Annotated in this window: 21 protein-coding genes; 9 read left to right on the top strand and 12 right to left on the bottom strand. The window is 61.5% G+C overall.

What is annotated here, in order from left to right:
* Positions 1-28 precede the first annotated feature (28 nt).
* On the top strand, positions 29-517 hold the full coding sequence (locus PR017_RS07980) for an Lrp/AsnC family transcriptional regulator (RefSeq protein ID WP_111221801.1): 489 nt from the start codon (positions 29-31) through the stop codon (positions 515-517).
* Positions 518-601: 84 nt separating this feature from the next.
* Here PR017_RS07980 and PR017_RS07975 read toward each other — a convergent pair whose 3' ends face one another.
* Positions 602-1,474, bottom strand: a complete 873-nt coding sequence (locus PR017_RS07975) for an NAD(P)-dependent oxidoreductase (RefSeq protein ID WP_111221802.1) — start codon at positions 1,472-1,474, stop codon at positions 602-604.
* Positions 1,475-1,704: 230 nt separating this feature from the next.
* Between PR017_RS07975 and PR017_RS07970 the strand changes: the two genes are divergently transcribed.
* From PR017_RS07970 to PR017_RS07950, 5 genes are all read left to right on the top strand, one after another.
* The gene (locus PR017_RS07970) at positions 1,705-2,673 is read left to right on the top strand and encodes an aliphatic sulfonate ABC transporter substrate-binding protein (RefSeq protein WP_111221803.1); all 969 of its coding nucleotides are present in this window, start codon (positions 1,705-1,707) and stop codon (positions 2,671-2,673) included.
* A gap of 174 nt (positions 2,674-2,847) precedes the next feature.
* Entirely contained in the window at positions 2,848-3,816 is a 969-nt protein-coding gene (locus PR017_RS07965; RefSeq protein ID WP_111221804.1) for an aliphatic sulfonate ABC transporter substrate-binding protein, read from the top strand.
* Positions 3,817-3,851: 35 nt separating this feature from the next.
* The gene (gene ssuD / locus PR017_RS07960; RefSeq protein ID WP_111221805.1) at positions 3,852-5,027 is read left to right on the top strand and encodes an FMNH2-dependent alkanesulfonate monooxygenase; all 1,176 of its coding nucleotides are present in this window, start codon (positions 3,852-3,854) and stop codon (positions 5,025-5,027) included.
* Positions 5,028-5,049: 22 nt separating this feature from the next.
* Positions 5,050-5,889 carry an aliphatic sulfonate ABC transporter permease SsuC gene (gene ssuC / locus PR017_RS07955; RefSeq protein WP_111221806.1) on the top strand — a complete coding sequence of 280 codons (840 nt, stop codon included), beginning with the start codon at positions 5,050-5,052 and terminating at the stop codon, positions 5,887-5,889.
* A gap of 10 nt (positions 5,890-5,899) precedes the next feature.
* A complete protein-coding gene (locus PR017_RS07950; RefSeq protein WP_111221807.1) occupies positions 5,900-6,703 on the top strand; it encodes an ABC transporter ATP-binding protein in 804 nt (267 codons plus the stop codon).
* A gap of 70 nt (positions 6,704-6,773) precedes the next feature.
* Here the strand turns inward: PR017_RS07950 and PR017_RS07945 are convergent, their stop codons facing one another.
* The 5 genes from PR017_RS07945 to PR017_RS07925 form a co-directional block, all read right to left on the bottom strand.
* Positions 6,774-7,598 carry a class I SAM-dependent methyltransferase gene (locus PR017_RS07945; RefSeq protein WP_111221808.1) on the bottom strand — a complete coding sequence of 275 codons (825 nt, stop codon included), beginning with the start codon at positions 7,596-7,598 and terminating at the stop codon, positions 6,774-6,776.
* Between the two features lie 43 nt (positions 7,599-7,641).
* Positions 7,642-7,908, bottom strand: a complete 267-nt coding sequence (locus PR017_RS07940; RefSeq protein WP_111221809.1) for an usg protein — start codon at positions 7,906-7,908, stop codon at positions 7,642-7,644.
* Positions 7,909-8,082: 174 nt separating this feature from the next.
* Positions 8,083-8,913 carry an ABC transporter permease gene (locus PR017_RS07935; RefSeq protein WP_111221810.1) on the bottom strand — a complete coding sequence of 277 codons (831 nt, stop codon included), beginning with the start codon at positions 8,911-8,913 and terminating at the stop codon, positions 8,083-8,085.
* Positions 8,910-9,713, bottom strand: a complete 804-nt coding sequence (locus PR017_RS07930) for an ABC transporter permease (RefSeq protein ID WP_111221811.1) — start codon at positions 9,711-9,713, stop codon at positions 8,910-8,912. The genes PR017_RS07935 and PR017_RS07930 overlap by 4 nt, the downstream gene beginning before the upstream one ends.
* Before the next feature lie 119 nt (positions 9,714-9,832).
* Positions 9,833-10,615: an ABC transporter substrate-binding protein gene (locus tag PR017_RS07925; protein WP_111221985.1), complete on the bottom strand. Its 783-nt coding sequence runs from the start codon at positions 10,613-10,615 to the stop codon at positions 9,833-9,835.
* 368 nt (positions 10,616-10,983) lie between these two features.
* Between PR017_RS07925 and PR017_RS07920 the strand changes: the two genes are divergently transcribed.
* A complete protein-coding gene (locus PR017_RS07920) occupies positions 10,984-13,242 on the top strand; it encodes an OmpA family protein (RefSeq protein WP_111221812.1) in 2,259 nt (752 codons plus the stop codon).
* Between the two features lie 51 nt (positions 13,243-13,293).
* On the opposite strand, the gene mobB is transcribed toward PR017_RS07920, so the two are convergent.
* The 4 genes from mobB to moaA all read right to left on the bottom strand — a co-directional run bounded on the left by mobB (position 13,294) and on the right by moaA (position 16,625).
* Positions 13,294-13,815 (bottom strand): molybdopterin-guanine dinucleotide biosynthesis protein B, encoded by a 522-nt coding sequence (gene mobB / locus PR017_RS07915; protein ID WP_111221813.1) that lies wholly within the window; start codon positions 13,813-13,815, stop codon positions 13,294-13,296.
* Positions 13,812-14,444: a molybdenum cofactor guanylyltransferase MobA gene (gene mobA / locus PR017_RS07910; protein WP_111221814.1), complete on the bottom strand. Its 633-nt coding sequence runs from the start codon at positions 14,442-14,444 to the stop codon at positions 13,812-13,814. Before mobA ends, mobB begins: the two co-directional genes overlap by 4 nt.
* Positions 14,445-14,461: 17 nt before the next feature.
* Entirely contained in the window at positions 14,462-15,373 is a 912-nt protein-coding gene (locus tag PR017_RS07905) for a DMT family transporter (RefSeq protein WP_111221815.1), read from the bottom strand.
* A gap of 178 nt (positions 15,374-15,551) precedes the next feature.
* The gene (gene moaA, locus PR017_RS07900) at positions 15,552-16,625 is read right to left on the bottom strand and encodes a GTP 3',8-cyclase MoaA (protein WP_425070020.1); all 1,074 of its coding nucleotides are present in this window, start codon (positions 16,623-16,625) and stop codon (positions 15,552-15,554) included.
* A 108-nt stretch (positions 16,626-16,733) separates the two neighbouring features.
* On the opposite strand from moaA, the gene PR017_RS07895 reads away from it, so the two are divergent.
* Positions 16,734-17,105: a gamma-butyrobetaine hydroxylase family protein gene (locus PR017_RS07895; RefSeq protein ID WP_111221817.1), complete on the top strand. Its 372-nt coding sequence runs from the start codon at positions 16,734-16,736 to the stop codon at positions 17,103-17,105.
* Between the two features lie 216 nt (positions 17,106-17,321).
* Here PR017_RS07895 and PR017_RS07890 read toward each other — a convergent pair whose 3' ends face one another.
* Entirely contained in the window at positions 17,322-18,386 is a 1,065-nt protein-coding gene (locus PR017_RS07890; protein WP_111221818.1) for a GGDEF domain-containing protein, read from the bottom strand.
* 270 nt (positions 18,387-18,656) lie between these two features.
* A complete protein-coding gene (gene fumC, locus PR017_RS07885) occupies positions 18,657-20,048 on the bottom strand; it encodes a class II fumarate hydratase (RefSeq protein WP_111221819.1) in 1,392 nt (463 codons plus the stop codon).
* Between the two features lie 416 nt (positions 20,049-20,464).
* On the opposite strand from fumC, the gene PR017_RS07880 reads away from it, so the two are divergent.
* Complete coding sequence (locus tag PR017_RS07880; RefSeq protein ID WP_481900266.1) at positions 20,465-22,369, top strand: L,D-transpeptidase family protein; 1,905 nt, start codon at positions 20,465-20,467, stop codon at positions 22,367-22,369.

Genomic DNA, 22,369 nt, shown 5'->3' with positions numbered 1-22,369 from the left:
AATATATTTCGAATAAGGGACATTGTGAATGGATCGTCTCGACAGAAAGATCCTGCGGCTTCTGCAGGAAGATTCGACGCTTGCCGTCGCGGATCTCGCCAAGAAAGTCGGGTTGTCGACAACACCCTGCTGGCGGCGTATCCAGAAGATGGAAGAAGACGGCGTCATCCGTGGCCGCGTCGCACTGCTCGACCCCGTCAAGGTCAACACCAAGGTCACCGTCTTTGTCTCGATCCGGACGGCCAGCCACTCGATCGAATGGCTGAAGCGTTTTTCCGAGGTGGTTTCCGAATTTCCGGAAGTGGTGGAATTCTACCGCATGAGCGGTGACGTCGATTACCTGCTGCGCGTCGTCGTGCCCGATATTGCGGCCTATGACGCGTTCTACAAGCGGATGATCGCCAAGATCGAAATCCGCGACGTGTCGTCGGTGTTTGCCATGGAACAGATCAAGTATTCGACGCAGCTGCCGCTCGACTACATGCTGCTCGACGCCAGCAAGTCGAACGACGAATAATGGAAAAGGGCAGCGTGCCTGTGCACGCTGCCCTTTGGATTGTGGCGTCAAGGTAGTGGGCTTTTCGCCGGCCTCCGGTACTGCCTACTTCTTTTCCAGCCGGGCCAGCAGCGACGACGTGTCCCAGCGCTTGCCGCCCATCGCCTGGACTTCTCCATAGAATTGATCCACCAGCGCCGTCACCGGCAGTGTTGCACCGTTGCGGCGGCCTTCGCTGAGGACGATGTCGAGATCCTTGCGCATCCAGTCGACGGCGAAGCCGAAATCATATTTGCCGGCCATCATTGTCTTGTGGCGGTTTTCCATCTGCCAGGAGCCGGCAGCGCCCTTGGAGATCACCTCGACCACCTTCTCGATGTCGAGCCCGGCCTTTTGGCCGAAATGGATGCCTTCGGCCAGGCCCTGCACGAGGCCGGCGATGCAGATCTGGTTGATCATCTTGGTCAGCTGGCCGGCGCCGACATCGCCCATAAGCCCGACCATGCGGGCATAGGCGTCGATCACGGGCTTCGCCTTCTCGAACACCGCAGTCTCGCCGCCGCACATGACTGTGAGCACGCCGTTCTCCGCACCCGCCTGGCCACCGGACACCGGAGCGTCGATGAAATGGCAGCCCTTGGCTTTTGCGGCGGCATCGAGTTCGCGGGCGACTTCGGCGCTGGCGGTGGTGTTGTCGATCAGGATTGCCCCGGGCTTCATGCCGGAGAATACGCCATTCTCGCCTGTTGTGACGGAGCGCAGGTCGTCGTCATTGCCGACGCAGGTGAAGACGAAGTCCGCATCGCTTGCGGCATCTGCCGGTGTGGCGGCGGATTTGCCGCCATATTGCTTCACCCAGGCTTTGGCCTTGGCAGCCGTCCGGTTGTAGACCGTGACGGTGTGGCCGCCCTTGACGGCAAGATGTCCGGCCATCGGATAGCCCATGACCCCGAGGCCGATGAAAGTGACATTCGACATGCGCGCATTCCTTCTCAGATTTCGCCAGAGCATTAGCCGAAAGCCGAAAACCAGGAAAGGCCGTTTGGCATCACGGGACGAGCGAGGGCGCTGATTTCGTGATTGTCGCTTTCGGCAGCAGCAAATTTCGACGAAGTCGGTGAATTTCACAAAATCCTTTGTCGATAAGCTGACTAGACTTCTTCAGTGTAGGGCCATGGCAGCAGAATGCTGACGCAAGGAGATGTGACATGATATCGCGCAGACAGACATTCGGGCTTTTGGGCGCCGTCGCCGCTACATCGCTTCTACCGTTCGGCGGCATCGCACGCGCCGTAGCCGCCAAACAGCTGCGCATCGGCTGGCAGAAGAACGGTGTGCTGGCGCTGGCCAAGCGCCAGGGTGCGCTGGAGAAGCGGATGGCGGCGCAGGGTGTCTCGGTCGAATGGTCGGAGTTCACCTCAGGGCCGCCTCTGCTGGAAGCACTCGGTGCCGGCGCGCTGGATTTCGGCGCCACGGGTGATGTCCCACCGCTGTTTGCCCAGGCGGCGAATGGCAATCTGCTTTATGTCGGGCTCTATCGTGGTAGCCCGGAAGGCTCGGCGATCCTCGTGCGGGCGGATTCGCCGATCAAGTCGCTTGCCGACCTCAAGGGCAAGAAGCTTGCCTTCAAACGCGGCTCAAGCGCCCACAACGTTGCTGTCAAGGCCCTGCAAAAAGCAGGCCTGACGCCTTCAGATGTCGAGCCGATCGACCTGTCGCCCTCGGATGCGGCTGCCGCCTTCAAGACCGGCAGCATCGATGCCTGGTCGATCTGGGATCCCTATCTGGCGATTGCCGAGGCCGATCCCCAGACCCGCGTGCTGGCGACGGCGCGGGGTATCGTCGACAGTTATTCGTTTTTCCTCGCCAATGGCGACTACACGACGAGCAACCCGCAGCTCGTGTCTGCCGTCATCGACGAACTGGCAAAGGTGGGTGCTGCGGCACAGGGGCAACTCGAGGACACCGTGGCGGCGCTCTCCGGCATCACCGGTGTGCCGGCCGACGTGACGCGTGTGACGCTGACGCGGCCCGGCGCGGATCTCGGCAGCGTCTCGACGATGACAGATGCGGCGGTTGCCTACCAGCAATCGCTGGCCGAGGAATTCTATGGTCTGGGCATCGTGCCGAAGAAGCTCAATGTCAGCGATATCGTCTGGCGGCCGAAGGCGAGTTGAGTTTGCAAGCCTCATGCAGACGCTTCCCTGACAATGCCGGAGCCCGACTTCAAGCAAAATTATTCTAAGACCTTGCTGCGGTTGGGAAACCGCGGCTTCGATCTTGCGCCGCGACCATGACACTATGAACTTGCCGGATAGCGATCCGGTTGCGAATTTTTATGAGGCACTTCGATGATTACCCGCAGACAGACGCTTGGGCTTTTCGGTGCGGCCGCTTCTGCTGCCATCCTTCCGCAAGTGAGGGGGGCGAGCGCCGCCACCGGCACGACTCTCAGGATCGGATGGCAGAAGTTCGGCGTGGTGCCGCTCGCCAAGAAAAGCGGTGCGCTGGAGAAGCGCCTGGCCGGCAAGGGCGTGAGCGTCGAGTGGAACGAGTTCACCTCGGGGCCGCCGCTGCTCGAAGCCATCGGGGCGGGCGCCATCGATTTCGGGATCACCGGCGACGTACCGCCGTTGTTTGCCCAGGCGGCCGGTCGTGACCTTCTCTATGTCGGCGCCTATCAGGGGCCGGCCGCCTTCCACGGCCTGCTGGTGCACAAGGATTCGCCGTTCCAGAAGATTGAGGATCTGAAGGGCAAGAAACTCGCCTACAAGCGCGGTTCCAGCGGCCACAACTTCGCCATCCAGGTATTGCGCAAGGGCGGCTTGACGGTTGCTGACATCACCGAGGTGGATCTGGCGCCACCGGACGCCGCTGCTGCTTTCAAAAACGGCAGCATCGATGCCTGGGCGATCTGGGATCCCTATTTCGCCGTCACAGAAGCCGATCCGCAGACGCGCGTGCTGACCACCTCCGAAGGCATCATCGACAACTGGGGCTATTTCCTCGGCAACGGCGGCTTCACGGCCAAGAACTCAGAGGTGATTGCCGACGTCATCGACGAACTCGCCAAGGTCGGCGCTGCGGCGCAAACCAATCTCGATGCAACGGTGACGGCGCTGGCCCAGATCACCGGCGTGCTGGAGCCGATCACCCGCGTCACGCTCACCCGCAGCAAGGCTGACCTCGGCAAGGTATCGCTGATGCCGGACGCGGCGCTCGCCTACCAGCAGGCTTTGGCGGACGATTTCTACAGCCTTGGCATCGTGCCGAAGAAGCTCAAGGTCAGCGACATCGTCTGGCACCCGAAAGCCAGCTGATTGATCCCCGCGACCACGGAACAAGGGAAACAGACATGACAAACACTTCCAAGCCAATCGACTTCCTCTGGTTTATCCCGACTTCGGGCGACGGCAGCTATCTCGGTTCCGCCGACCTCAACCGTGATACCGATATCGGCTACCTGACGCAGATCGCCCAGGCCGTCGATCGCCTCGGCTATTCCGGCGTGCTGCTGCCGACAGGCGTGTCATGCGAGGAATCCTTCGTCACGGCGGCGGCGCTTGCAGCCCATACACAGAAGCTCAAATTCCTGGTGGCGGTGCGTCCCGGCACGGCGTCGCCGGCCTATTACGCCCGGCTGGCCTCGACGCTCGATCGCATCTCGCACGGACGCCTGCTGCTCAACATCGTCGTCGGCGGCAGTCCCTCGGAGCTTGCGGGCGACGGCATCTTCCTGAAGCATGACGAGCGCTACGATCACGCCAATGAATTCTTCGACGTTTTCGAAGAGCTGATGGCCAAGGGTACGTCGACGCTGGATGGCAAGTATATCAAGGCGACCGGTGCACGGCTGGCCCTGCCGCCGGTGCAATCGCCGCGTCCGCCGCTGTATTTCGGCGGTTCTTCGGATGCCGGCATCGATTTTGCCGTCGGTCGCGTCGACAAGTACCTGACCTGGGGCGAACCGCCGGCGCAGGTTGCCGAAAAGGTCGAAAAGGTGCGGGCTGCAGCAAAGCGCACCGGCCGCGAAGTCAGCTTCGGCATCCGCCTCCACTTCATCGTTCGTGAAACCGACGACGAGGCCTGGGCTGCCGCCGACCGGCTGATCTCGCAGCTCGACGACGATACGATCCGCGAAGCACAGGAGCGCTTCGTCAAGGAGTCCGATTCTGTCGGTCAGAAGCGCATGGCCGCCCTGCATGGCGGACGCCGCGACAATCTCGAAGTGTCTCCCAACCTCTGGGCCGGTGTCGGCCTGGTGCGTGCGGGAGCCGGCACGGCCCTGGTCGGATCGCCGAAGACTGTGGCCGCACGCCTGCGCGAATACCAGGAGATCGGCATCGAGACGGTGATCGGCTCCGGCTATCCTCATCTGGAAGAGGCTTACCGCGTTTCCGAGCTGCTCTTCCCGGAACTGGGGCTCGGACGCGAATTGCAGCGCGGCAGCTTCGACGTCGAGTTCGGCAAGCGCCAGGTTTTCGGCGGCGGCAGCCACGGTGGCAACCTGAAGGTCGTGTCCGGATCCTGATCCGGCAGAGAGGGACAAGATCATGGCGGCAGTCGACACACACTTCGTCGAGGTAAGGGCAGCGCGGACGGCGAACAACGATATTGCCAGCCGCGCGCGCAAAAACCTGGAGGCCTGGCTGCCTTACCTGGTTCCGGTCGCCATCGTCGCACTCTGGCAGCTCGGCTCGTCGGCCGGATGGATTTCGTCGCGGATCATGCCATCGCCGCTCGATGTGGTGATGGCCTTCTGGCAGACGACGACCTCCGGTCAATTGCCGAAAGACATTGCCGTCAGCGCCGGCCGTGCATTTGCAGGCTTGTTTGTCGGCGGCAGCATCGGGTTCCTGCTCGGTCTCGCCAACGGCGTGTCGCGGCTGTCTGAAAAGCTGACCGACACGACTTTGCAGATGATGCGCACCGTGCCGCATCTGGCGATGATCCCTCTGGTCATCCTGTGGTTCGGCATCGGCGAGGAATCGAAGCTGTTCCTGACTTCGCTCGGCGTGCTGTTCCCGGTCTACCTGAACACCTATCATGGCGTCCGCAATGTCGACCGCGACCTGATCGAGATGGGGCGCGTCTATGGCATGGGCAACTGGACGCTGTTTCGCAAGGTCATCTTTCCCGGCGCCCTGCCGTCGATCTTCGTCGGCCTGCGATATGCGCTCGGTATCATGTGGCTGACGCTGATCGTCTCGGAATCGATCGCTGCTTCATCCGGCATCGGCCACATGGCCAACAATGCCCGCGAATTCATGATGACCGATGTCGTCGTGCTGTCGCTGGTGATCTATGCGGTGCTCGGCAAGCTGGCCGATGTTGCCGCCCGGGCGATGGAGCGCAGGGCGCTCCGCTGGAACCCCACCTATCAGCAGCGCTGAGGACAGAGACATGAACGTCATCGCCCACCCAAGATTTAAGCCGATCGACAACAAAATCACACAGCCCGAGGCGGCAAGCGTTGCGCCGGGCGCCGGTGCCATCCGCGTCCGCGGCCTCGAAAAGCGTTTTGGCGACAACCAGGTCCTGCGTGGTATCGATCTCGATATTCCGGCCGGCCAGTTCGTCGCCGTCATTGGCAAGAGCGGCTGCGGCAAGAGCACGCTGCTGCGCATCCTGATGGGGCTGGATGCGCCGACCGGCGGCAGCGTTGCCTTCGGCACGACCTCGGGCGAGGCGGCACCGAACGCCCGCATCGTCTTCCAGGAGCCACGCCTTCTGCCTTGGCTCAGTGTCGCCGGCAATGTCGCCGTCGGTCTCGGTGAAGGTGTCAATAAAACCCGGAGCAAGGCCGCCGTGGCGCAGGTTCTGGCCGAGGTGCAACTGGCTGAAAAGACCGACAACTGGCCGGCGCAGCTGTCCGGTGGACAGCGTCAACGCGTGGCGCTCGCCCGTGCGCTGGTCAGCAAGCCCGGCATCCTTGCCCTGGACGAGCCGCTCGGCGCCCTCGATGCGCTCACCCGCATCAGCATGCAGGAACTGCTGAACCGCGTCTGGCGCGAACTTGGCTTCACAGCCGTTCTCGTCACCCACGATGTCAGCGAGGCCGTGCATCTGGCCGACCGCGTCATCGTGCTCGAGGAAGGCCGCATCGCCCTGGATTTGGCGATCCCGCATCCCCATCCCCGCCGCCACGGCAATCCCGCACTGGCGGAGCTGGAGGGCAAGCTGCTGGCCGCTATCCTGGGGCATTGAGGGCGCTTGGGAAAGCGGTCCGCTTTCCCATCGGCGACCGTAGCCGTCTAGCGGGTAGCGCGCTACGCTATCAGTGCTGCTGCTTCAACCGCGCCACCACCAGATGCCCTGGGGTTGGTTGCCCATCTTCCATGCGGACGTTGATGTCGGTGATTTCGATGAGGTCGAAGCCGGTGGCGGTCAGGCGTTCGCGGACGTAGGATTGGGCGTGGGCAAAGCGCTGGTGGGGGCCGACCATGTAGGGGCGGCCGGCGAGTGTTTCTTCGGGCAGTGTTTCCGAGGAGAATATGAAGAGGCCGCCGGGCGTCAGGTTTTCGGCGGTTCCGAAGAACAGCGGCTCGAGCGCACCGAGATAGGGCAGCACGTCGGTGGCGGTTATGATGTCGAAGGGCTCTTCGTCGTTGTCCTCGAGAAAATCCTCGACCTCGGCGACGAACAGCGAATCGTAGATATCCTTCTCGTCGGCGATCTCGACCATGTTTTCCGACAGGTCGATGCCGGTCATGTCGTCGACGATGTCGCTGAGCACGCCGCCTGTGAGGCCGGTGCCGCAGCCGAGATCGAGCAGCCGTCTGAAGGGTCCGAGGCCGAGTGCCTGCAGGCGCTGGCGCACCAGCATCGGCACGTGGTAGCCGAGCTGCTCGACAAGCACGTCCTCGAAGACTTCGGCATGCTGGTCGAACAGCGTCTCGACATAGGCATCAGGCGCCCTCGTCGGTGTCTCGCCGCGCCCCATCGAGGCGATGCGAACGGAGGCGCCGCCGTGATCGTCGGGGTCGATCGCCAGGACCTCGTTATAGGCGGCCACCGCCGCGTCGATGTCGCCGGATTTCTCCAGCTCGAGGGCTCGGTTATAGGCGTCGGCCAGCGCGTCTTCGTCGATCTTGTTTTTCATGCCGGCTTTTTAAGCCGGGTCAAAAGCCGCTGCAACCGCTATTTCAGTTCAGGATGAATTCGCCCTTGAGGGCGCGCCAGTCTGTCGCCGAGATCAGCTTGCGGTGGACGTAGCGGACGGAGTGGAGGGGGCCGTCGAGTTTCTCCTGCCAGAATTTCAGGAAGCTGCGCATTTCCGGAAAGTCCGGGGAGAGATCGTAGTCTTGCCAGAGATAGGTCTGGAGGATGGCAGGATGGTCGGGAAGGCGGTAGAAAATCTCGGCAGTGGTCAGTCCGTAGCCTTTCAGCTGCAATTCCATTTCCTTGTGCATCGGTCCCTCGCTTGCGGTTCCAACTCTTGAGCGTGACGGTCGTCACAAAGATATGGAAACACGGGATGCTTAACCGAAGCTTTCGGAAATGTCCTTTCAAGACAATTTTGTGACGATAATCAACAGGTTAGCAGTTCTGTGAGGGGAGTGCTGCCAGCAGGTCGGACCTCGCCCCTACCGGATGAGGTGCCGTGTCAGCCGACGTTCGGTCCATTCCAGGAAATGACGCAGGATTTCGACGATGCTGAGGTAGAAGATCGCCGCCCAGAGGTAGCTCTGGTAATCGTAGGTTTGCGAGAAGGCGTAGCGCGTTTCACCCATGAGGTCGAAGACGGTGATGATGGCAACGACCGCCGAGCCCTTCACCATCAGGATGATCTCGTTGCCGTAGGGACGAAGCGCGACGATCAGCGCCTGCGGCAGGATGATCTTGAAAAAGGCCACCAGCTTCGGGATGCCGAGCGAGGAGGCTGCCTCGTGCTGGCCCGTGGAGACGCTGATGATGGCGCCACGCAGGATTTCAGTCTGGTAGGCGGCGGTGTTCAGTGTCAGCGACAGCAGCCCGCAATACCAGGCCTCGCGAAAGAACCACCAGAGGCCGACCGACTGCCATTCGGGCCGAAAGCTGCCGAGGCCGTAGTAGATGAGGAAAAGCTGGGCGAGGATCGGCGTTCCACGGAAGACGTAGACGTAGACATAGGCAAAGCCGCTGAACAGCCGGTTCTTCGACATGCGCGCAAAGGCCAGCGGTACGGACAGCAAGGCGCCGAAGACGATCGAGAAGGCCACCAGTTCGAGCGTCGTTATCAGGCCATGCACGAAGCGCGGACCGTATTTGAAGAATTTCTCGTTGTCCCAGTTGGTAATCATCATCGCCAGCAGGGCAACACCGAGGAGCGCCCAGAGGGTCACGACGATGTAGCCCGTCATCCGGGCCGGTCGCATCCTGGTCATGGCTTCCGGTGGCGGCGCGCGTGGCGGGATCAGGGCCTTCGAATAACTCATCGCGATGCCTCCGAACGCTTGGTCCACCGGTCGACAAAGCCGAGGCCGACCGACGAGACAATGGCAAGGAACAGGTATAGGCCGCAGGCCAGCAGGTAGAAGCCGAAGGCATCCTTGGTGACGCGCACCGCGATGCCGGTCTGGCGCAGGATGTCGGTCAGGCCGATGATCGAGACGTAGGAGGTGTCCTTCAGGAGGTTCATCCAGAGATTCCCGAGGCCGGGCAGTGCGATGCGGATCAACTGCGGCAGGACGATCAGCTGCATGGTGCGAAACTGCCCGAGCCCAAGAGAATCACCGGCCTCGTACTGGCCCTTGGGGATGGCGCGGAATGCCGACAGGAGGACTTCGGCGCAATAGGCGGAAAACACCACCGAGAGAGCCAGCATGCCGGCCACAAATGCATTGATCTCGACGCGTCCCTCGTAGCCGAGGGAGGCGAGCAGGCTCTGGAGTGCGATCTGGATGCCGTAATAGACGATGAACAGCGTCAGCAGTTCGGGCAGACCGCGGAAGATCGTCGTGTAGATGCTGGCCGCCAGACGCACGGATTTTTCTTCCGACTGCTGGCCGAGTGCCACGAGGAAGCCGATGGCAAGGCCGACCGGCAGGGTCGACAGCGCGACGACGATGGTGACCTTCATGCCGAGGGCAATCTCGTCGCCCCAGCCTGTATCGCCGCAGGCGATGACCGTTCCCGAACCGAACAGACTGAAAAGGCCGACCGGCCCGCATAAAGGATCGAAGATAGTGCTCATCCGATCCCACAGGGATCCGAGGGCGGAAAACGCTCCGCTCATGCCTTTATTTCCCCTCGCGACTGTTTCGTCGCTTACTATTACCGACAGTTCTCAAATAAAAACGGCGGAAGAGCAAGCCTCCCGCCGCCAGTATTTTGCATCGCATCTAAGCCCGGCGATTACTTGCCGTAAACGTCGAAATCGAAATACTTGTCCTGGATCTTCTTGTAGGTGCCGTCGGCGCGGATGGCAGCAAGCGCAGTGTTGAGCTTGGTCTTCAGTGCGTCGTCGCCCTTGCGGACGCCAATGCCGGCGCCTTCGCCATTGATGACCGGATCGATCGGCAGGGTGCCGAGCATCTTGCAGCAGCTGCCGGCGTCCGACTTCACCCATTCCGACAGGACGACGACGTCGTCGATGACGGCATCGATGCGGCCGTTGGTCATGTCGAGCTTGTACTCGTCAGCGGTCGGATAGAGCTTCAGTTCGACGTCCTTGAGGTGCGCCGTCGCATAGTTGGCATGGGTCGTTGACGACTGGGCGCCGATGGTCTTGCCCTTGAGGCCGGCGTCGGTCGCTTCCGTGACCTTCGAATCCTTAGGCACGGCAATGGCCGGTGGCGTGTTGTAGATCTTGTTGGTGAAGTCGATCGACTTCAGGCGCTCAGGCGTGATCGACATTGAGGAGACGATCATGTCGAACTTCTTCGCCTGCAGGGCAGGAATGATGCCGTCGAAATCCTGGTTTACGATCGTGCACTTGACTTTCATCTGGTCGCAAAGGGCGTTGGCGATGTCGATGTCGAAGCCCTGGAACTTGCCGGCTGCGTCCAGCGATTCGAAGGGCGGGTAAGTCGCATCGGTGCCGATGGTCAGCGTGTCGCCGGCCGCCATGGCCACGCCGGAAAAGAGCGACATCGCTGCGAGCGACGCTGCGGCGAAGAGACGGGTGGAGTTGCGCATGTGGATCCTCTCTGTTGGTGACCGCGGGGTGTTCTTGTTTTCCGCGCGCGGTTTGACTGGGGCGGAAATCGCGAGGACCGCCTTGCCGAGATAATTTTCCTCTTTTCGAAAGAATTGCAACTGGAATCATCTCCCGATGATGCAGTGCACAGTTTGGAAGCCCGGAGGCCATGTGAACGGTGGCTGCACGCGACATTCATCGGGGATTCATTTCGCGGACTTTAGAAAAGCGGAACAAAATGAAGGCCGATACCCTTTGGATGCGCCCGACCGCAAATTGGCCCGAATGTATCGGAACAAGACACCCGAGGGCGGCTGGATCGAGAAGTCCGGTTCGCCAGAACGACAAGAAACGAAGAGGAAATTCCGTGGGTACCAGATCAAGATTGTTTGCCAGTGCTGCCTTTCCGTTGCTGTCCCTGTCGCTGATGCTGCAGCCGGTACACGCCGCGATGCTGGTCGGCGGCACCGTCAACACCACTGTCCGGCAAGCGGACAACGCTGCATCGTTCGAGGTAGCGCAGGCGACAGCCGAGCCTGCGGAAGACGAGCAGGACCCGAAGAAGAAAAAGAAGCCAGGCGCCGAGGAGCCCGGCAAGGAGCCGCCAAAAGCTGAAAAGCATGGCGAGCCAGAAGCCCCACGCCCTCCGAAGGCTGAAAAGCCTGCAGAACCCGAGGCTCCCAAGGCTGAAAAACCCGCAGAGCCGAAGGCCGAGAAGCCAGTAGAGCCGAAGGCCGAGAAGCCGGCTGAACCGGAAGCGCCGAAGCCACCAAAGGCTGAAAAGCCCGTCGAGATGGAAGCACCGAAGCCGCCAAAGGCTGAAAAGCCTGCCGAGCCGGAAGCTGCCCCCGCAAAGCCGAAGGTACAGGAACTGGAAGCACCAAAGCCTCCGAAGGCCGAGAAGCCTGCGGCAGCCGAGCCGGAGGCTCAGCCAGAAACCAAGAAACCTGCGGCCGAAGCGCCTGCTGTGCGCTCCAAGGCAGCCGAAGCCCCCGCAGCAGAGCCCGCAGCGCCTGCACAGCAGCCAGCGGGCAAGCACCAGAAGCCTGCAGAGGCCAATGGTGAAGCCGCACCAGCGCCTGCAACTCCGGGTGAAAAGCCTGTAAAGCCAGGCATGCCGGCCGAAAAGGTCGCCCCGAACGCCGAGAAGCCTCCGGTACCGGCCGCTGATGGCGCTGCGCCTGCCAAGCCCGCCGCCGAACAGCCGCCTGCAGCAGCAGGCCAGCGCCGGGTCGCCCCAGGCGCCGAACCGGTTGCCCCCGGCGCCGAGCCGGTTGCCCCTGACAAGCCCGCACCCGGAGCAGCCGTCGCCCCTGCAGCCAACGGTGCTGCACCGGCAGCCGTAGCGCCAGCAGCGCCCAGCACTGCCGGCGAGCAGGTTTCGCCAGCCGAACTGCAGCGTCGCCAGAAGATCGCCGAGAACCCGGCTGCTGCCGGCGCAGGCAGCGGCCCGGTCATCCTGCCCGTCCAGAACGGGACTGCCGTCCTCGACAGCGACAAGGATGCCGCGCGTCGTGGTCACCGTGGCCAGCCCGGCGCCGGTCAGCCAGGCGCTCCCGGTCAGCCCCCGGCTCCCGGTCAGCCGGTAGCGGCCGCACCGGGCCAGCCGGCTCCGCCTGCACCTGCCAACGTCCGTGCGCCGACATCCGATGCTGACGCGCAACGCGCAGCCGGCGGCAACCAGGCACCACCTGTGAAGATGGAAGCCGTCACAAGCGAACAGGGTCGTCGCATGGACAGGCAGCCGGACTACGCCTCGCCCCAGGGCGTGCGCATCGACGACCGCCAGGACAACCGCGTCATCGTCAACTTCGGCGACAACGTCTTCGTCCGGCACGACGATACGCAGCGCTTCGTGCGCGACGGCGAACGCCCGGTCTACGAGCAGTTGCCGCGCGACCGTTATCGCGAAACGATCGACCGTCCCGACGGCGACCGCATCATCACCGTTCGCAATCGCTACGGCGATATCATCCAGCGCTCGCGTATCGATGCACGCGGCCGCGAATACGTGCTGTTCTATTCGCCCGAGCTGGAGAATACGCCGGATCAGGACGACTACTACCGCGATCCCGGTGATGAACTGCCGCCGATGCGCCTGCGCATTCCGCTCAACCAGTACATCATCGATACCAGTGCCGATCAGGACCAGGACTACTACGACTTCCTGCGCAAGCCTCCAGTCGAGCCTGTCGAGCGTGTCTACTCGCTGAACGAGGTGCGCTATTCGGCTCGTCTACGCGACAAGGTGCGCCGTATCGATCTCGATACGATCACCTTCGCGACGGGCAGTGCCGAAATCCCGATGGAGCAGGCAAAGACCTTGCGCGGGATTGCCGATGCCATCGGCAATATCGTCAAGAAGGATCCGACCGAGACCTTCCTGATCGAGGGTCATACGGATGCCGTGGGTACGCCCCAGAGCAACCTGATCCTATCGGACCAGCGTGCTGAATCCGTCGCAAACGTGCTGACCGACGTCTACGGCATCCCTCCGGAAAACCTTGCGACGCAAGGCTATGGCGAGCAGTACCTGAAGATCAACACGCCGGGACCGGAGCAGGAAAACCGACGCGTCACCATCCGCCGTGTCACGGCCCTGGTTCGCCCTGTCGCCGTCCGGTAACCACCTGTCGTGATGAGAAAATTAGCCGCCGGAGAAATTCGGCGGCTTTTTTTATGGGTTGGACTTTTCCAGTCCGACGATCTTGGAGATGAAGTCGGCGATGGCCATCGTGTCGTCGAGATCGAACAAAGGCAATCTGCCGTCGAGGACCGGATGATCTGCGGCGATTGCGACGATATACGGGTCCTGCGGTGCCAGTGGTTCGCGGTTGGCCGATGCCGACCGGCGGGCTTCGATCTTCTGGATCGGCTCGCGCTTGTAGCCCTCTACCAGCACCAGATCGCAAGGGGCGATGCGGGCGAGGATCTCGTCGAAGCCCGGCTCCGGTGCGCCGCGCATCTCGTGCATGATGGCGTAGCGCGTGCCTGACACCAGCGCCACTTCATGAGCGCCGGCCTCGCGGTGACGGAAGCTATCGGCGCCGACCTTGTCGATGTCGAAGTCGTGGTGGGCATGCTTGATCGTCGAGATTCGGTAGCCACGACGGGTGAACTCTGTGACGAGGCGGACCGCGAGACCCGTCTTGCCGGAGTTCTTCCACCCGGCAATGCCAAAAATCTTCGGCGGTGTCATCGGTGCAGAGCCTGAAGCCAGAGTTCGGCAGCGGCAAGTTCGTCCGGTGTGTTGATGTTGAGGAAGGGATCGATGGTGCCGCTTTCCGTCTGGATCAGCGGGAAGATCACTTCGGCCAGCGGATAGCGTCGCTGGAAGTCGCGGACCCTACGCTTTTGATCCGTCAGTATCCAGCTCTCGAGCTCGTCGGCAAGAGACACCGGCCAGAGGGCGACGATGGGGTGCTGCTCGCCGCTCGACGAGGCGATGGCGATGGTCCTTCCATCGTGGCGGGCATCGGCGAGCCGTGCCATCAGATCTGTCGGCAGGAACGGACCGTCGGTCGGCACGGTCAGCACATGGCTGGCGCCGGGTTGATTCGCCTCCGTATCGCGCATGGCAGCCAGAACGCCAGCGAGCGGGCCAAGTTGTCCGGGGAGGGTGTCTGGCACGCGGCGCAGGCCGTCGCCGCCTTCGAAGTCCAGCGGCGCGTTGACGGCAACCTCGCTCGACTGGGGGATCATGCGGGCAACGATGTGCGCAATAAGCGGCACGCCGCCGACGGTTGCCAATGCCTTGTTGCTTCCCATCCTGCTCGAGCGGCCGCCCGCAAGTATGACGCAGGGCAGCTTTTCTGTCGCGAACACCATCGTATCTTGTTCCTCTGTCAGACGGGAACGCGCGGATCCGATCTTTGTGCCAGCCGGCTGGCGTGTTTGCGCCGGCTTTCGCGGTAGAAGGTATAGAGGCCTGAGGCGATGACAATGGCTGCGCCGACAGCCGTCCACAGATCAGGCATTTCGCCGAAGAATATCATGCCGAGCAGGGCTGCGAAAATCAGGCTGAGATAGCGCATCGGCGCGACGACGGCGATGTCTCCGGTCCGCATCGCAAGGATCGCCGTCTGGTAGCCGGCAAGGACCATCACGGACGCCAGCGCCAGATGCATCAGCGCGACCGGGCCGGGGTTATGCCAGCCGCCCAGCGGCACGACGAGGATCCCGCCGATCAGCGATACGCCGATGGCCGTGCAGACGGTGACCATCAGCGACGGCACCTGCTTGTCGACGCAGCGGGTGGCGAGATCGCGGGCGGCGGTGATGAAGACGCTGGCGATGACGATAAGTGCTGCCGGCGTGAACCCCTCCGGCCCGGGCCGGACGATGACGAGCACACCGAGAAACCCGACCGTGATCGCCGACCAGCGCCGCCAGCCGACCGGCTCTTTCAGGAACAGGGCGGCGCCGAGCGTCACGGCCAGCGGCAAGGCCTGGATGATCGCGGAGGCATTGGCGATCGGCATCATGCCGAGCGCCGAGATGTAGGTAGCGGCCGCCATCGCCTCGCAGACGACCCGCAGCAGTATCATCGGCTGGGCAATGACCTTGAACGAACGGAGCGCACCCAGGTGTCTGGCGAGCAGGTAGACGATGATGCTGGTGAGGAGGCCGCGCAGCAACATGATCTCGCCGGCATTCATGACCGAGATGACCGATTTCGACAGGGCATCACTGCATGAAAAAGCCGCCATGGCAGCCGCCATATAGAGCGCACCTTCCGTATTCTTCGATCGAGCCATAGACACTTCCATCGGTTTGCGTGGCAGTGTCTACGCGGGAAAGCGGCGGTTGGGAATCTGTGACGGAAAGGTTATCGGCAAAATCGTTTGTGCGATGCGGTATCGCTCGATGAAATCCGAAGCTCGCTTCCAGAACCGGAGACGGCCGGAGCCTGACGGAGGACCGTCAAGAGAAATGTCACCCGCCGGTGACGCTCATGTGGCGGGCGACGGCGGGGCGGTTGTGGGTGCGGTCGATGATAAAGTCGTGGCCTTTTGGCTTGCGGCGGATGGCCTCGTCGATTGCCATGCCGAGAAGGTCGTCGTCGGGGGTAGCGCGAAGGGCGGCGCGCAGGTCGGCGGCGTCGTCCTGGCCGAGACACATATACAGCGTGCCAGTGCAGGTCAGGCGGACGCGGTTGCAGCTTTCACAGAAATTATGGGTCAGCGGGGTGATGAAGCCCAGCCGTCCGCCGGTTTCCTCGACGGTGACATAGCGGGCAGGCCCGCCAGTGCGGTAGCCGATGTCGGTCAGGGTAAACTGCTGCTCCAGATCCGACTTCACCTTGGACAAGGGAAGATAGCGATCGGTACGGTCTTCCTCGATCTCGCCCATCGGCATCGTCTCGATGACGGTGAGGTCCATGCCGCGTTCGTGGGCAAACCGCAGCAGGTCGGGGATCTCGGTTTCATTGAAGCCCTTCAGCGCGACGGCATTGAGCTTGATCTTGACGCCGGCGGCAAGGGCGGCATCGATGCCTTCCATCACCCGGGCTATATCGCCCCAGCGGGTGATTTCCTTGAACTTGTCGGCATCCAGCGTGTCGAGCGAGACGTTGATACGGCGCACGCCACAGGCGTAGAGTTCGTCTGCGAAACGGGCAAGCTGCGAGCCGTTGGTGGTCAGCGTCAGCTCCTCGAGGGCGCCGGACTTGACCTTGTCGCCGAGGCTGCGGATCAGCTGCATGATGTTCTTGCGGACGAGTGGTTCGCCGCCGGTGAGCCGGATCTTGCGCACGCCCTTGGCGATGAATGCGGAACAGAGCCGGTCCAGCTCTTCCAGCGTCAGAAGATCCTTCTTTGGCAGGAACGTCATGTTTTCCGCCATACAATAGGTGCAGCGGAAGTCGCAGCGGTCCGTCACGGAAACGCGCAGATAGCTGACCATCCGACCGAAGGGGTCGATCATGGAGGAAGGGCTTGTCGAAAGTGGAGAGGCGCTGGCGATAGCGCCGACGATGCTGTTCACAAATATATCTCCGTGATTGCACATAACTGGGACGACTGGCTTGTTGCGTCAAGGCAAATGCTCGAGAAAAGAGTCTTGCGCACCGCGCTGCCGCAGCCTAGTCCTGCGGTTGTGACAAAGAGTGGGGCGCATATGAGCGGAATTTGGCCAACCGAGTTGCGGGTATCGAAGGATCGGCAGCGGTTGCTGGTGACCTTCAACGATGGCGCCAGTTTCGACATTGCAGCCGAACTGATGCGGGTGACATCCCCGTCTGCCGAGGTTCAGGGGCACGGACCCGGCCAGAAGGTGACGGTTGCCGGCAAGCGCGATGTCGGCATCATGACGATTACGCCGACCGGAAATTATGCGGTCCGCATCGGCTTCGACGACCTTCACGATACCGGCATTTTCACATGGACCTATCTGCGCGAGCTGGGTGAGAATGGGCAGGCGCTGATGGCAGCCTACGAGAACGAACTGGCCGACAAAGGCCTGAGCCGCGACAGGGTCGCCCAGCGCTGAGAACATCGGGCAGGGGAATAGAGCGTGACCGGTCGTAGGCGGATGAGAATGTGCGGCCATTCTCGTAGTGTCGATGTTGCGTGCGTCGCGGGCTGACGGTTTCGGCCTCGCGATCCTTGCGACCGGCATTCCTGTCGGCTTGGTGCTGCGGGAATTCGTGTCGCTGTCGCGGAGTTCACAGACCTTCCGGCAGCCTGAGTGGCCCGGTATCGAGGCTCAGTTCTTGTAAATCAGCCAGCTCTTGCTGAAATCCTTCTGCATGCCACTCTGGTATTGTGACGTGCAGTTGCGTCCGGAATTTTTGGCCTGATAGAGCGCAATATCGGTGTTGCTGTAGAGTTCGCCCGGATCCTTTGCTTCCGACGCCATGCAGACGCCAAGCGACATGGTGATCGGACCGTATTCGACGCGGGTGCGAGAGTTGCGGAAGGGGGTCGATTCGAGGGTGCGGCGGATCCGCTCGCAGATCGCCATAACCTCGTCAGCCGTATTGCCATCGATGATCAGGGCGAATTCCTCGCCGCCGGTGCGGGCAACGAAGACGTCACGACGGACATTGGCGCGGATTACTGAGGCGACTGTCGCCAGGATCTTGTCGCCGACCGGATGGCCGAAGCTGTCGTTGACCTTCTTGAAATTGTCGATGTCGGCCAGCACCAGCGCCGTGACGGACTTCGCCATCGGATTGTCGAACACCGACGCGAGGCGGTCATCGAAGGCGCGGCGATTGGAGAGGCGCGTCAGGGAATCGGTGTTGGCGATGCGCTTGTATTCGTCGAGTTCCTTGCGAACCTGATCCATCTCCTGAGAGCGCTGGGCAACATCCTCAACCGTCTTTTCGCCGCGCGCCATCGTGTCGCCGGTGGCTTCGGTCAGCATGTCGATGGCATTGCGAAGCAGGTCGGCGCTGTTGGCGGTCTTCGAGGTGATGCGGACGAAGGTTTCGCCGAGGAGCTTGTTGTAGCTGGAAAGCGATGTTTGTTCCTGCTTCAGAGTGCGCAGGACGCCATCCAGCTCATTTATTATTCGCGAATGGGCGTCGTCGTAGATTCGTGTGGAATGGGAGAAATACTGGCTGCCGAGAAGGTCGATCTCTTCCTGCGTGGCGTTGCTGCCAAGAGCTGCCAGGTCACGGGTGAGGGCGGGGTTGGAGCCAATATAGGCTTCGTAGAATAGCTCGTAATTGCGCGGGATAGGAGCAACGCCCATAGCTCGCATAGCATAGATGATCTGTCCTGCCACGTCGGGAATTTGCGACCTGGACGCAATCACCGTGCTCATTGGCGAACTCCTAAAGGATTTAAATGACTATGGTTTATGTAGCCTAAATTTCTTTTGAAAAGATTAAGGGTAACCTTGCTGGAAATTAGTAATGAAAACCTGCGAATACTGTTAAGTTATTGAATATAATTGTAATTACCCAAAGTGCGGTTGCAGATTTTGTTCTTGTTGGTAAGAAATGTCTACCGGAAGTTAATATTATATATACCTAATTAAATGTTTTGGTTGCGTTGGGCATCCCGGCCAAAGCCGGGATGCGAGGGTCGAATGTTACTTCGGGCCGATCATGTTTTCAGGCCTAACCAGGGCGTCGAACTCCTCGTTGCTAAGGTATCCGCCGCCGACGGCTTCCTCGCGCAGCGTGGTGCCGTTCTTGTGGGCGGTCTTGGCGATCTTGGCGCAGGCGTCGTAGCCGAGGCGCCCGTTCAGCGCGGTGACCAGCATCAGCGAGTTCTCGACACCCTTGCGGATGTTGTCTTCGCGGGCCTCGATGCCGACGACGCAATTGTCGGTGAAGGAGACTGCGGCGTCACCGAGCAACTGCACCGACTGCAGGAAATTGTAGGCCATCATCGGATTGTAGACGTTGAGCTCGAAATGGCCCTGGCTGCCGGCAAAGGTGATTGCGGCATTGTTGCCGAAGATGTGGGCGCAGACCTGGGTCAGCGCTTCCGACTGCGTGGGGTTTACCTTGCCCGGCATGATCGAGGAGCCCGGTTCGTTTTCCGGCAACGACAGTTCGCCGAGACCGGCGCGCGGGCCGGAGCCGAGGAAGCGGATGTCGTTGGCGATCTTGAACAGGGCGGCGGCGGCAGCCGCGATGGCGCCGTGGGCAAAGACCATGGCGTCATGGGCGGCCAGTGCCTCGAACTTGTTGGGCGCGGTGACAAATGGCAGGCCGGTGATGGCTGCGATCTCTTCTGCGACCTTCTCGGCAAAGCCGATGGGTGCATTGAGGCCGGTGCCGACGGCGGTGCCGCCCTGGGCCAGCTCATAGAGGCCGGGCAGCGTCAGCTCGATACGCTTGATGGCCGAGCCGACCTGCGCGGCGTAGCCTGAGAATTCCTGGCCGAGCGTCAGTGGCGTGGCATCCTGAGTGTGGGTGCGACCGATCTTGATGATGTGGGCAAAGGCCTTGACCTTCGCTTCCAGTGCCTCGTGCAGGTGGCGCAAGGCCGGCAGCAGGTGGTGGACGATCTGCTCGGCGCAGGCCACATGCATTGCCGTCGGGTAGGTGTCGTTCGACGACTGGCTCATGTTGACGTGGTCGTTCGGGTGCACCGGCTTCTTCGAGCCCATGACGCCGCCGAGCATTTCGATTGCCCGGTTGGAAACCACTTCGTTGGCATTCATGTTCGACTGGGTGCCGGAGCCGGTCTGCCAGACGACCAGCGGAAAATGCGCATCGAGCTTGCCGTCGATGACTTCCTGCGCAGCCGCGACGATCACTTTACCGAGATCGGCGTCGAGCCCGCCGAGATCCATATTGGCGCGGGCGGCTGCCTGCTTGACGATGCCGAGGGCGCGGACGATCGACATCGGCTGCTTTTCCCAGCCGATCTTGAAGTTGCCGAGCGAGCGCTGCGCCTGTGCGCCCCAGTACCGGTCGCTGGCCACGTCGATCGCGCCAAACGTGTCGGTTTCCTTGCGGGTGGAAGTCATTCTGCTGCCTTTCGTGGGACCGTGGAGCTGACGCTCCGTTCGAAAATCCGCGTTGTTATAAGGCCGATCCACCGGTAAGAAAACAGCAAAGAGAAGGCTCTCGAAAGTTGAGTCGAGACGATCTTCCAAGGCCGGAAATTCCCGTGCTATTTATATCACGCGCACTGCTAATGTTTTCCGGCCGATTTTTACGCCTCAATTGCAACGCAAAATTCCACAAAAAATTAACCAATAATTTCATAATTTTGTGTGAACTTCTGGCCGTTCGACGCGGCCGAATCCCACGCAAGATGCGGGTTTTTGTGTGTCGTTCCGACCGGGTGGTTTTCTTCCAATTCACTGCCCGATCTTCTAGTATCGCTGAATTATTTGACATGAGCTCGGGCTGTCCGACACACCCATGACAGGGGACTGAATTGAGAACGACATTTCTGACGAAAGCAGCAGCATCCGTCCTGGCCCTATCCTGTGGCCTGACGATCGTTGGCACGTCTGCGCATGCCATGACGTTGATGGATTTTATTCGCGGCGGCAAGGGTCGGTCGCAGCAGCAGGTTGACAGCAACCAGATCCTGCCACCGAGCATGCCGATTGCTCCGGTGCCGAGAGAAGGTGCAGGTAGCGGCGGTCCGGCTCCCAAGGTCTCCTCGCCGACCTACTACACCTACAAGCCCGAGCCGATGCGCCTGGTTGCCACCAGCAAATTCGCAGATCCGGTCGTCACCGGTGCCGTCGCAGATGTGTCTGCTGCTCCTGTCGCCGTCGACCCGTCCAGCGCCCAGCGTCGCTACCTCACAGAAGCCCGGGTGACGGCGACCAACGACGTCGCCAGGGCTCTGGAAGACTATTACGCCGACAGCAAGAAGCCGATGGTCTGGGTTGCCGATAACGCGGTGTCCGAGAAGGCCAAGGCCGCCATGGCCGTGCTGGCGCAGGCCGATCTCATCGGTCTCGATCCCGACGACTACAAGGTTGCCGTTCCCGTCATCGACGAGGGCAGCGTCAATCCTGCCGACCGTGACCGGGCCCTGACACAGTTTGAACTGGCGCTGTCTGCCAAGGTGCTTGCCTTCGTGCAGGACAACCAGCGCGGCCGCATCGACCCGAACAAGCTCTCCGGCTATCACGACTTCAAGCGCAAGGACGTCAACCTGATGCCCGTGCTGGGCAACCTGTCGCTCAGCCCTGACGTCACCGCCTATCTCAACAGTCGCAGCCCGCAGAACCCGCAGTTTGATGCGCTGAAGGCCGAATATGCACGGTTGAAGGGGGAGAGCGCCAACGATGCCAACCGCGTGGCCATTACCCTCACCGGTATCATCAAGCCCGGCGATACCTCGCCGCAGATTGCCAACATCGTCAAGGGTATCCAGCTGAAGGGCTCCGACGCCCTGACGACATCGCATGCCGACGTGTTCTCGTCCTATCAGCAGACGCCGCTTTACACGCCGGAACTGGTCTCGCTGGTCGAAGCGTTCCAGAAGGAAAAAGGCCTGACGGCCGATGGCGTCATCGGCCAGTCCACCGTTCGTGCGATCGTCGGGGAAAACAGCGATGCAAAGCTGCAGAAGCTGACCATCGCCATGGAACAGCTGCGCTGGCTGCCGGACCAGCTCGGTCCGCGCTACGTCTTCATCAACCAGCCGGCCTTCATGGTCTACTACTACAACGACAACAAGGAAGCGTTGTCGATGCGCGTCGTCGTCGGCGCCAAGGGGCACCAGACGAACTTCTTCGAGAACCAGATCCAGACCGTCGAGTTCAACCCCTACTGGGGCGTGCCGCAGTCGATCATCGTCAACGAGATGCTGCCGAAGCTCAGGGCCGATCCGAACTATCTCGACAAGACCGGCTACCAGGTCGAGGTCAACGGTCGCGCCGTTCCTTCGTCCAGCGTCGACTGGTACGGATCGACCACCAACATCGCCGTGCGTCAGCCACCGAGCAGCGACAATGCGCTGGGCGAACTGAAGATCCTGTTCCCGAACAGCCATGCGATCTACATGCATGACACGCCGTCGAAGAGCTTCTTCAAGAAGGACATGCGCGCCCTCAGCCACGGCTGTGTCCGCCTGGCCGATCCGCGCGCCATGGCAGCGGCAGTGCTGAACACGACCGTTGCCGATGTCGCCAAGCAGATCTCAACCGGCGAGAACAAGGCCGTGCCGGTGCCGCAGCGCTTCCCGGTCTACATCGCCTACTTCACGGCGTGGCCGGACAAAGATGGCGTCGTTCGCTACTTCGACGATGTCTACGATCGCGACAGCTATACCAAGAAGGCGTTCGCTACGACGACCAAGGTTCGCGAAGCGCAGATCTGA

It is taken from the genome of Rhizobium tumorigenes, assembly GCF_003240565.2.
Lineage (GTDB): Bacteria > Pseudomonadota > Alphaproteobacteria > Rhizobiales > Rhizobiaceae > Rhizobium > Rhizobium tumorigenes.
The sequence above is the reverse complement of the archived record's forward strand: the minus strand, read 5'-3'. Positions and strand labels throughout refer to the sequence as shown.

Coding starts and splice junctions, on each gene's coding strand:
- ssuD (WP_111221805.1), top strand. CDS start 3,852: ATGACAAACACTTCCAAGCCAATCGACTTCCTCTGGTTTATCCCGACT.
- PR017_RS07930 (WP_111221811.1), bottom strand. CDS start 9,713: ATGAGCGGAGCGTTTTCCGCCCTCGGATCCCTGTGGGATCGGATGAGC.
- PR017_RS07970 (WP_111221803.1), top strand. CDS start 1,705: ATGATATCGCGCAGACAGACATTCGGGCTTTTGGGCGCCGTCGCCGCT.
- PR017_RS07905 (WP_111221815.1), bottom strand. CDS start 15,373: ATGGCTCGATCGAAGAATACGGAAGGTGCGCTCTATATGGCGGCTGCC.
- mobB (WP_111221813.1), bottom strand. CDS start 13,815: ATGACACCGCCGAAGATTTTTGGCATTGCCGGGTGGAAGAACTCCGGC.
- moaA (WP_425070020.1), bottom strand. CDS start 16,625: ATGTGCAATCACGGAGATATATTTGTGAACAGCATCGTCGGCGCTATC.
- mobA (WP_111221814.1), bottom strand. CDS start 14,444: ATGGTGTTCGCGACAGAAAAGCTGCCCTGCGTCATACTTGCGGGCGGC.
- ssuC (WP_111221806.1), top strand. CDS start 5,050: ATGGCGGCAGTCGACACACACTTCGTCGAGGTAAGGGCAGCGCGGACG.
- PR017_RS07975 (WP_111221802.1), bottom strand. CDS start 1,474: ATGTCGAATGTCACTTTCATCGGCCTCGGGGTCATGGGCTATCCGATG.
- PR017_RS07980 (WP_111221801.1), top strand. CDS start 29: ATGGATCGTCTCGACAGAAAGATCCTGCGGCTTCTGCAGGAAGATTCG.
- PR017_RS07925 (WP_111221985.1), bottom strand. CDS start 10,615: ATGCGCAACTCCACCCGTCTCTTCGCCGCAGCGTCGCTCGCAGCGATG.
- PR017_RS07940 (WP_111221809.1), bottom strand. CDS start 7,908: ATGCACAAGGAAATGGAATTGCAGCTGAAAGGCTACGGACTGACCACT.
- PR017_RS07945 (WP_111221808.1), bottom strand. CDS start 7,598: ATGAAAAACAAGATCGACGAAGACGCGCTGGCCGACGCCTATAACCGA.
- PR017_RS07950 (WP_111221807.1), top strand. CDS start 5,900: ATGAACGTCATCGCCCACCCAAGATTTAAGCCGATCGACAACAAAATC.
- PR017_RS07895 (WP_111221817.1), top strand. CDS start 16,734: ATGAGCGGAATTTGGCCAACCGAGTTGCGGGTATCGAAGGATCGGCAG.
- PR017_RS07890 (WP_111221818.1), bottom strand. CDS start 18,386: ATGAGCACGGTGATTGCGTCCAGGTCGCAAATTCCCGACGTGGCAGGA.
- PR017_RS07935 (WP_111221810.1), bottom strand. CDS start 8,913: ATGAGTTATTCGAAGGCCCTGATCCCGCCACGCGCGCCGCCACCGGAA.
- fumC (WP_111221819.1), bottom strand. CDS start 20,048: ATGACTTCCACCCGCAAGGAAACCGACACGTTTGGCGCGATCGACGTG.
- PR017_RS07965 (WP_111221804.1), top strand. CDS start 2,848: ATGATTACCCGCAGACAGACGCTTGGGCTTTTCGGTGCGGCCGCTTCT.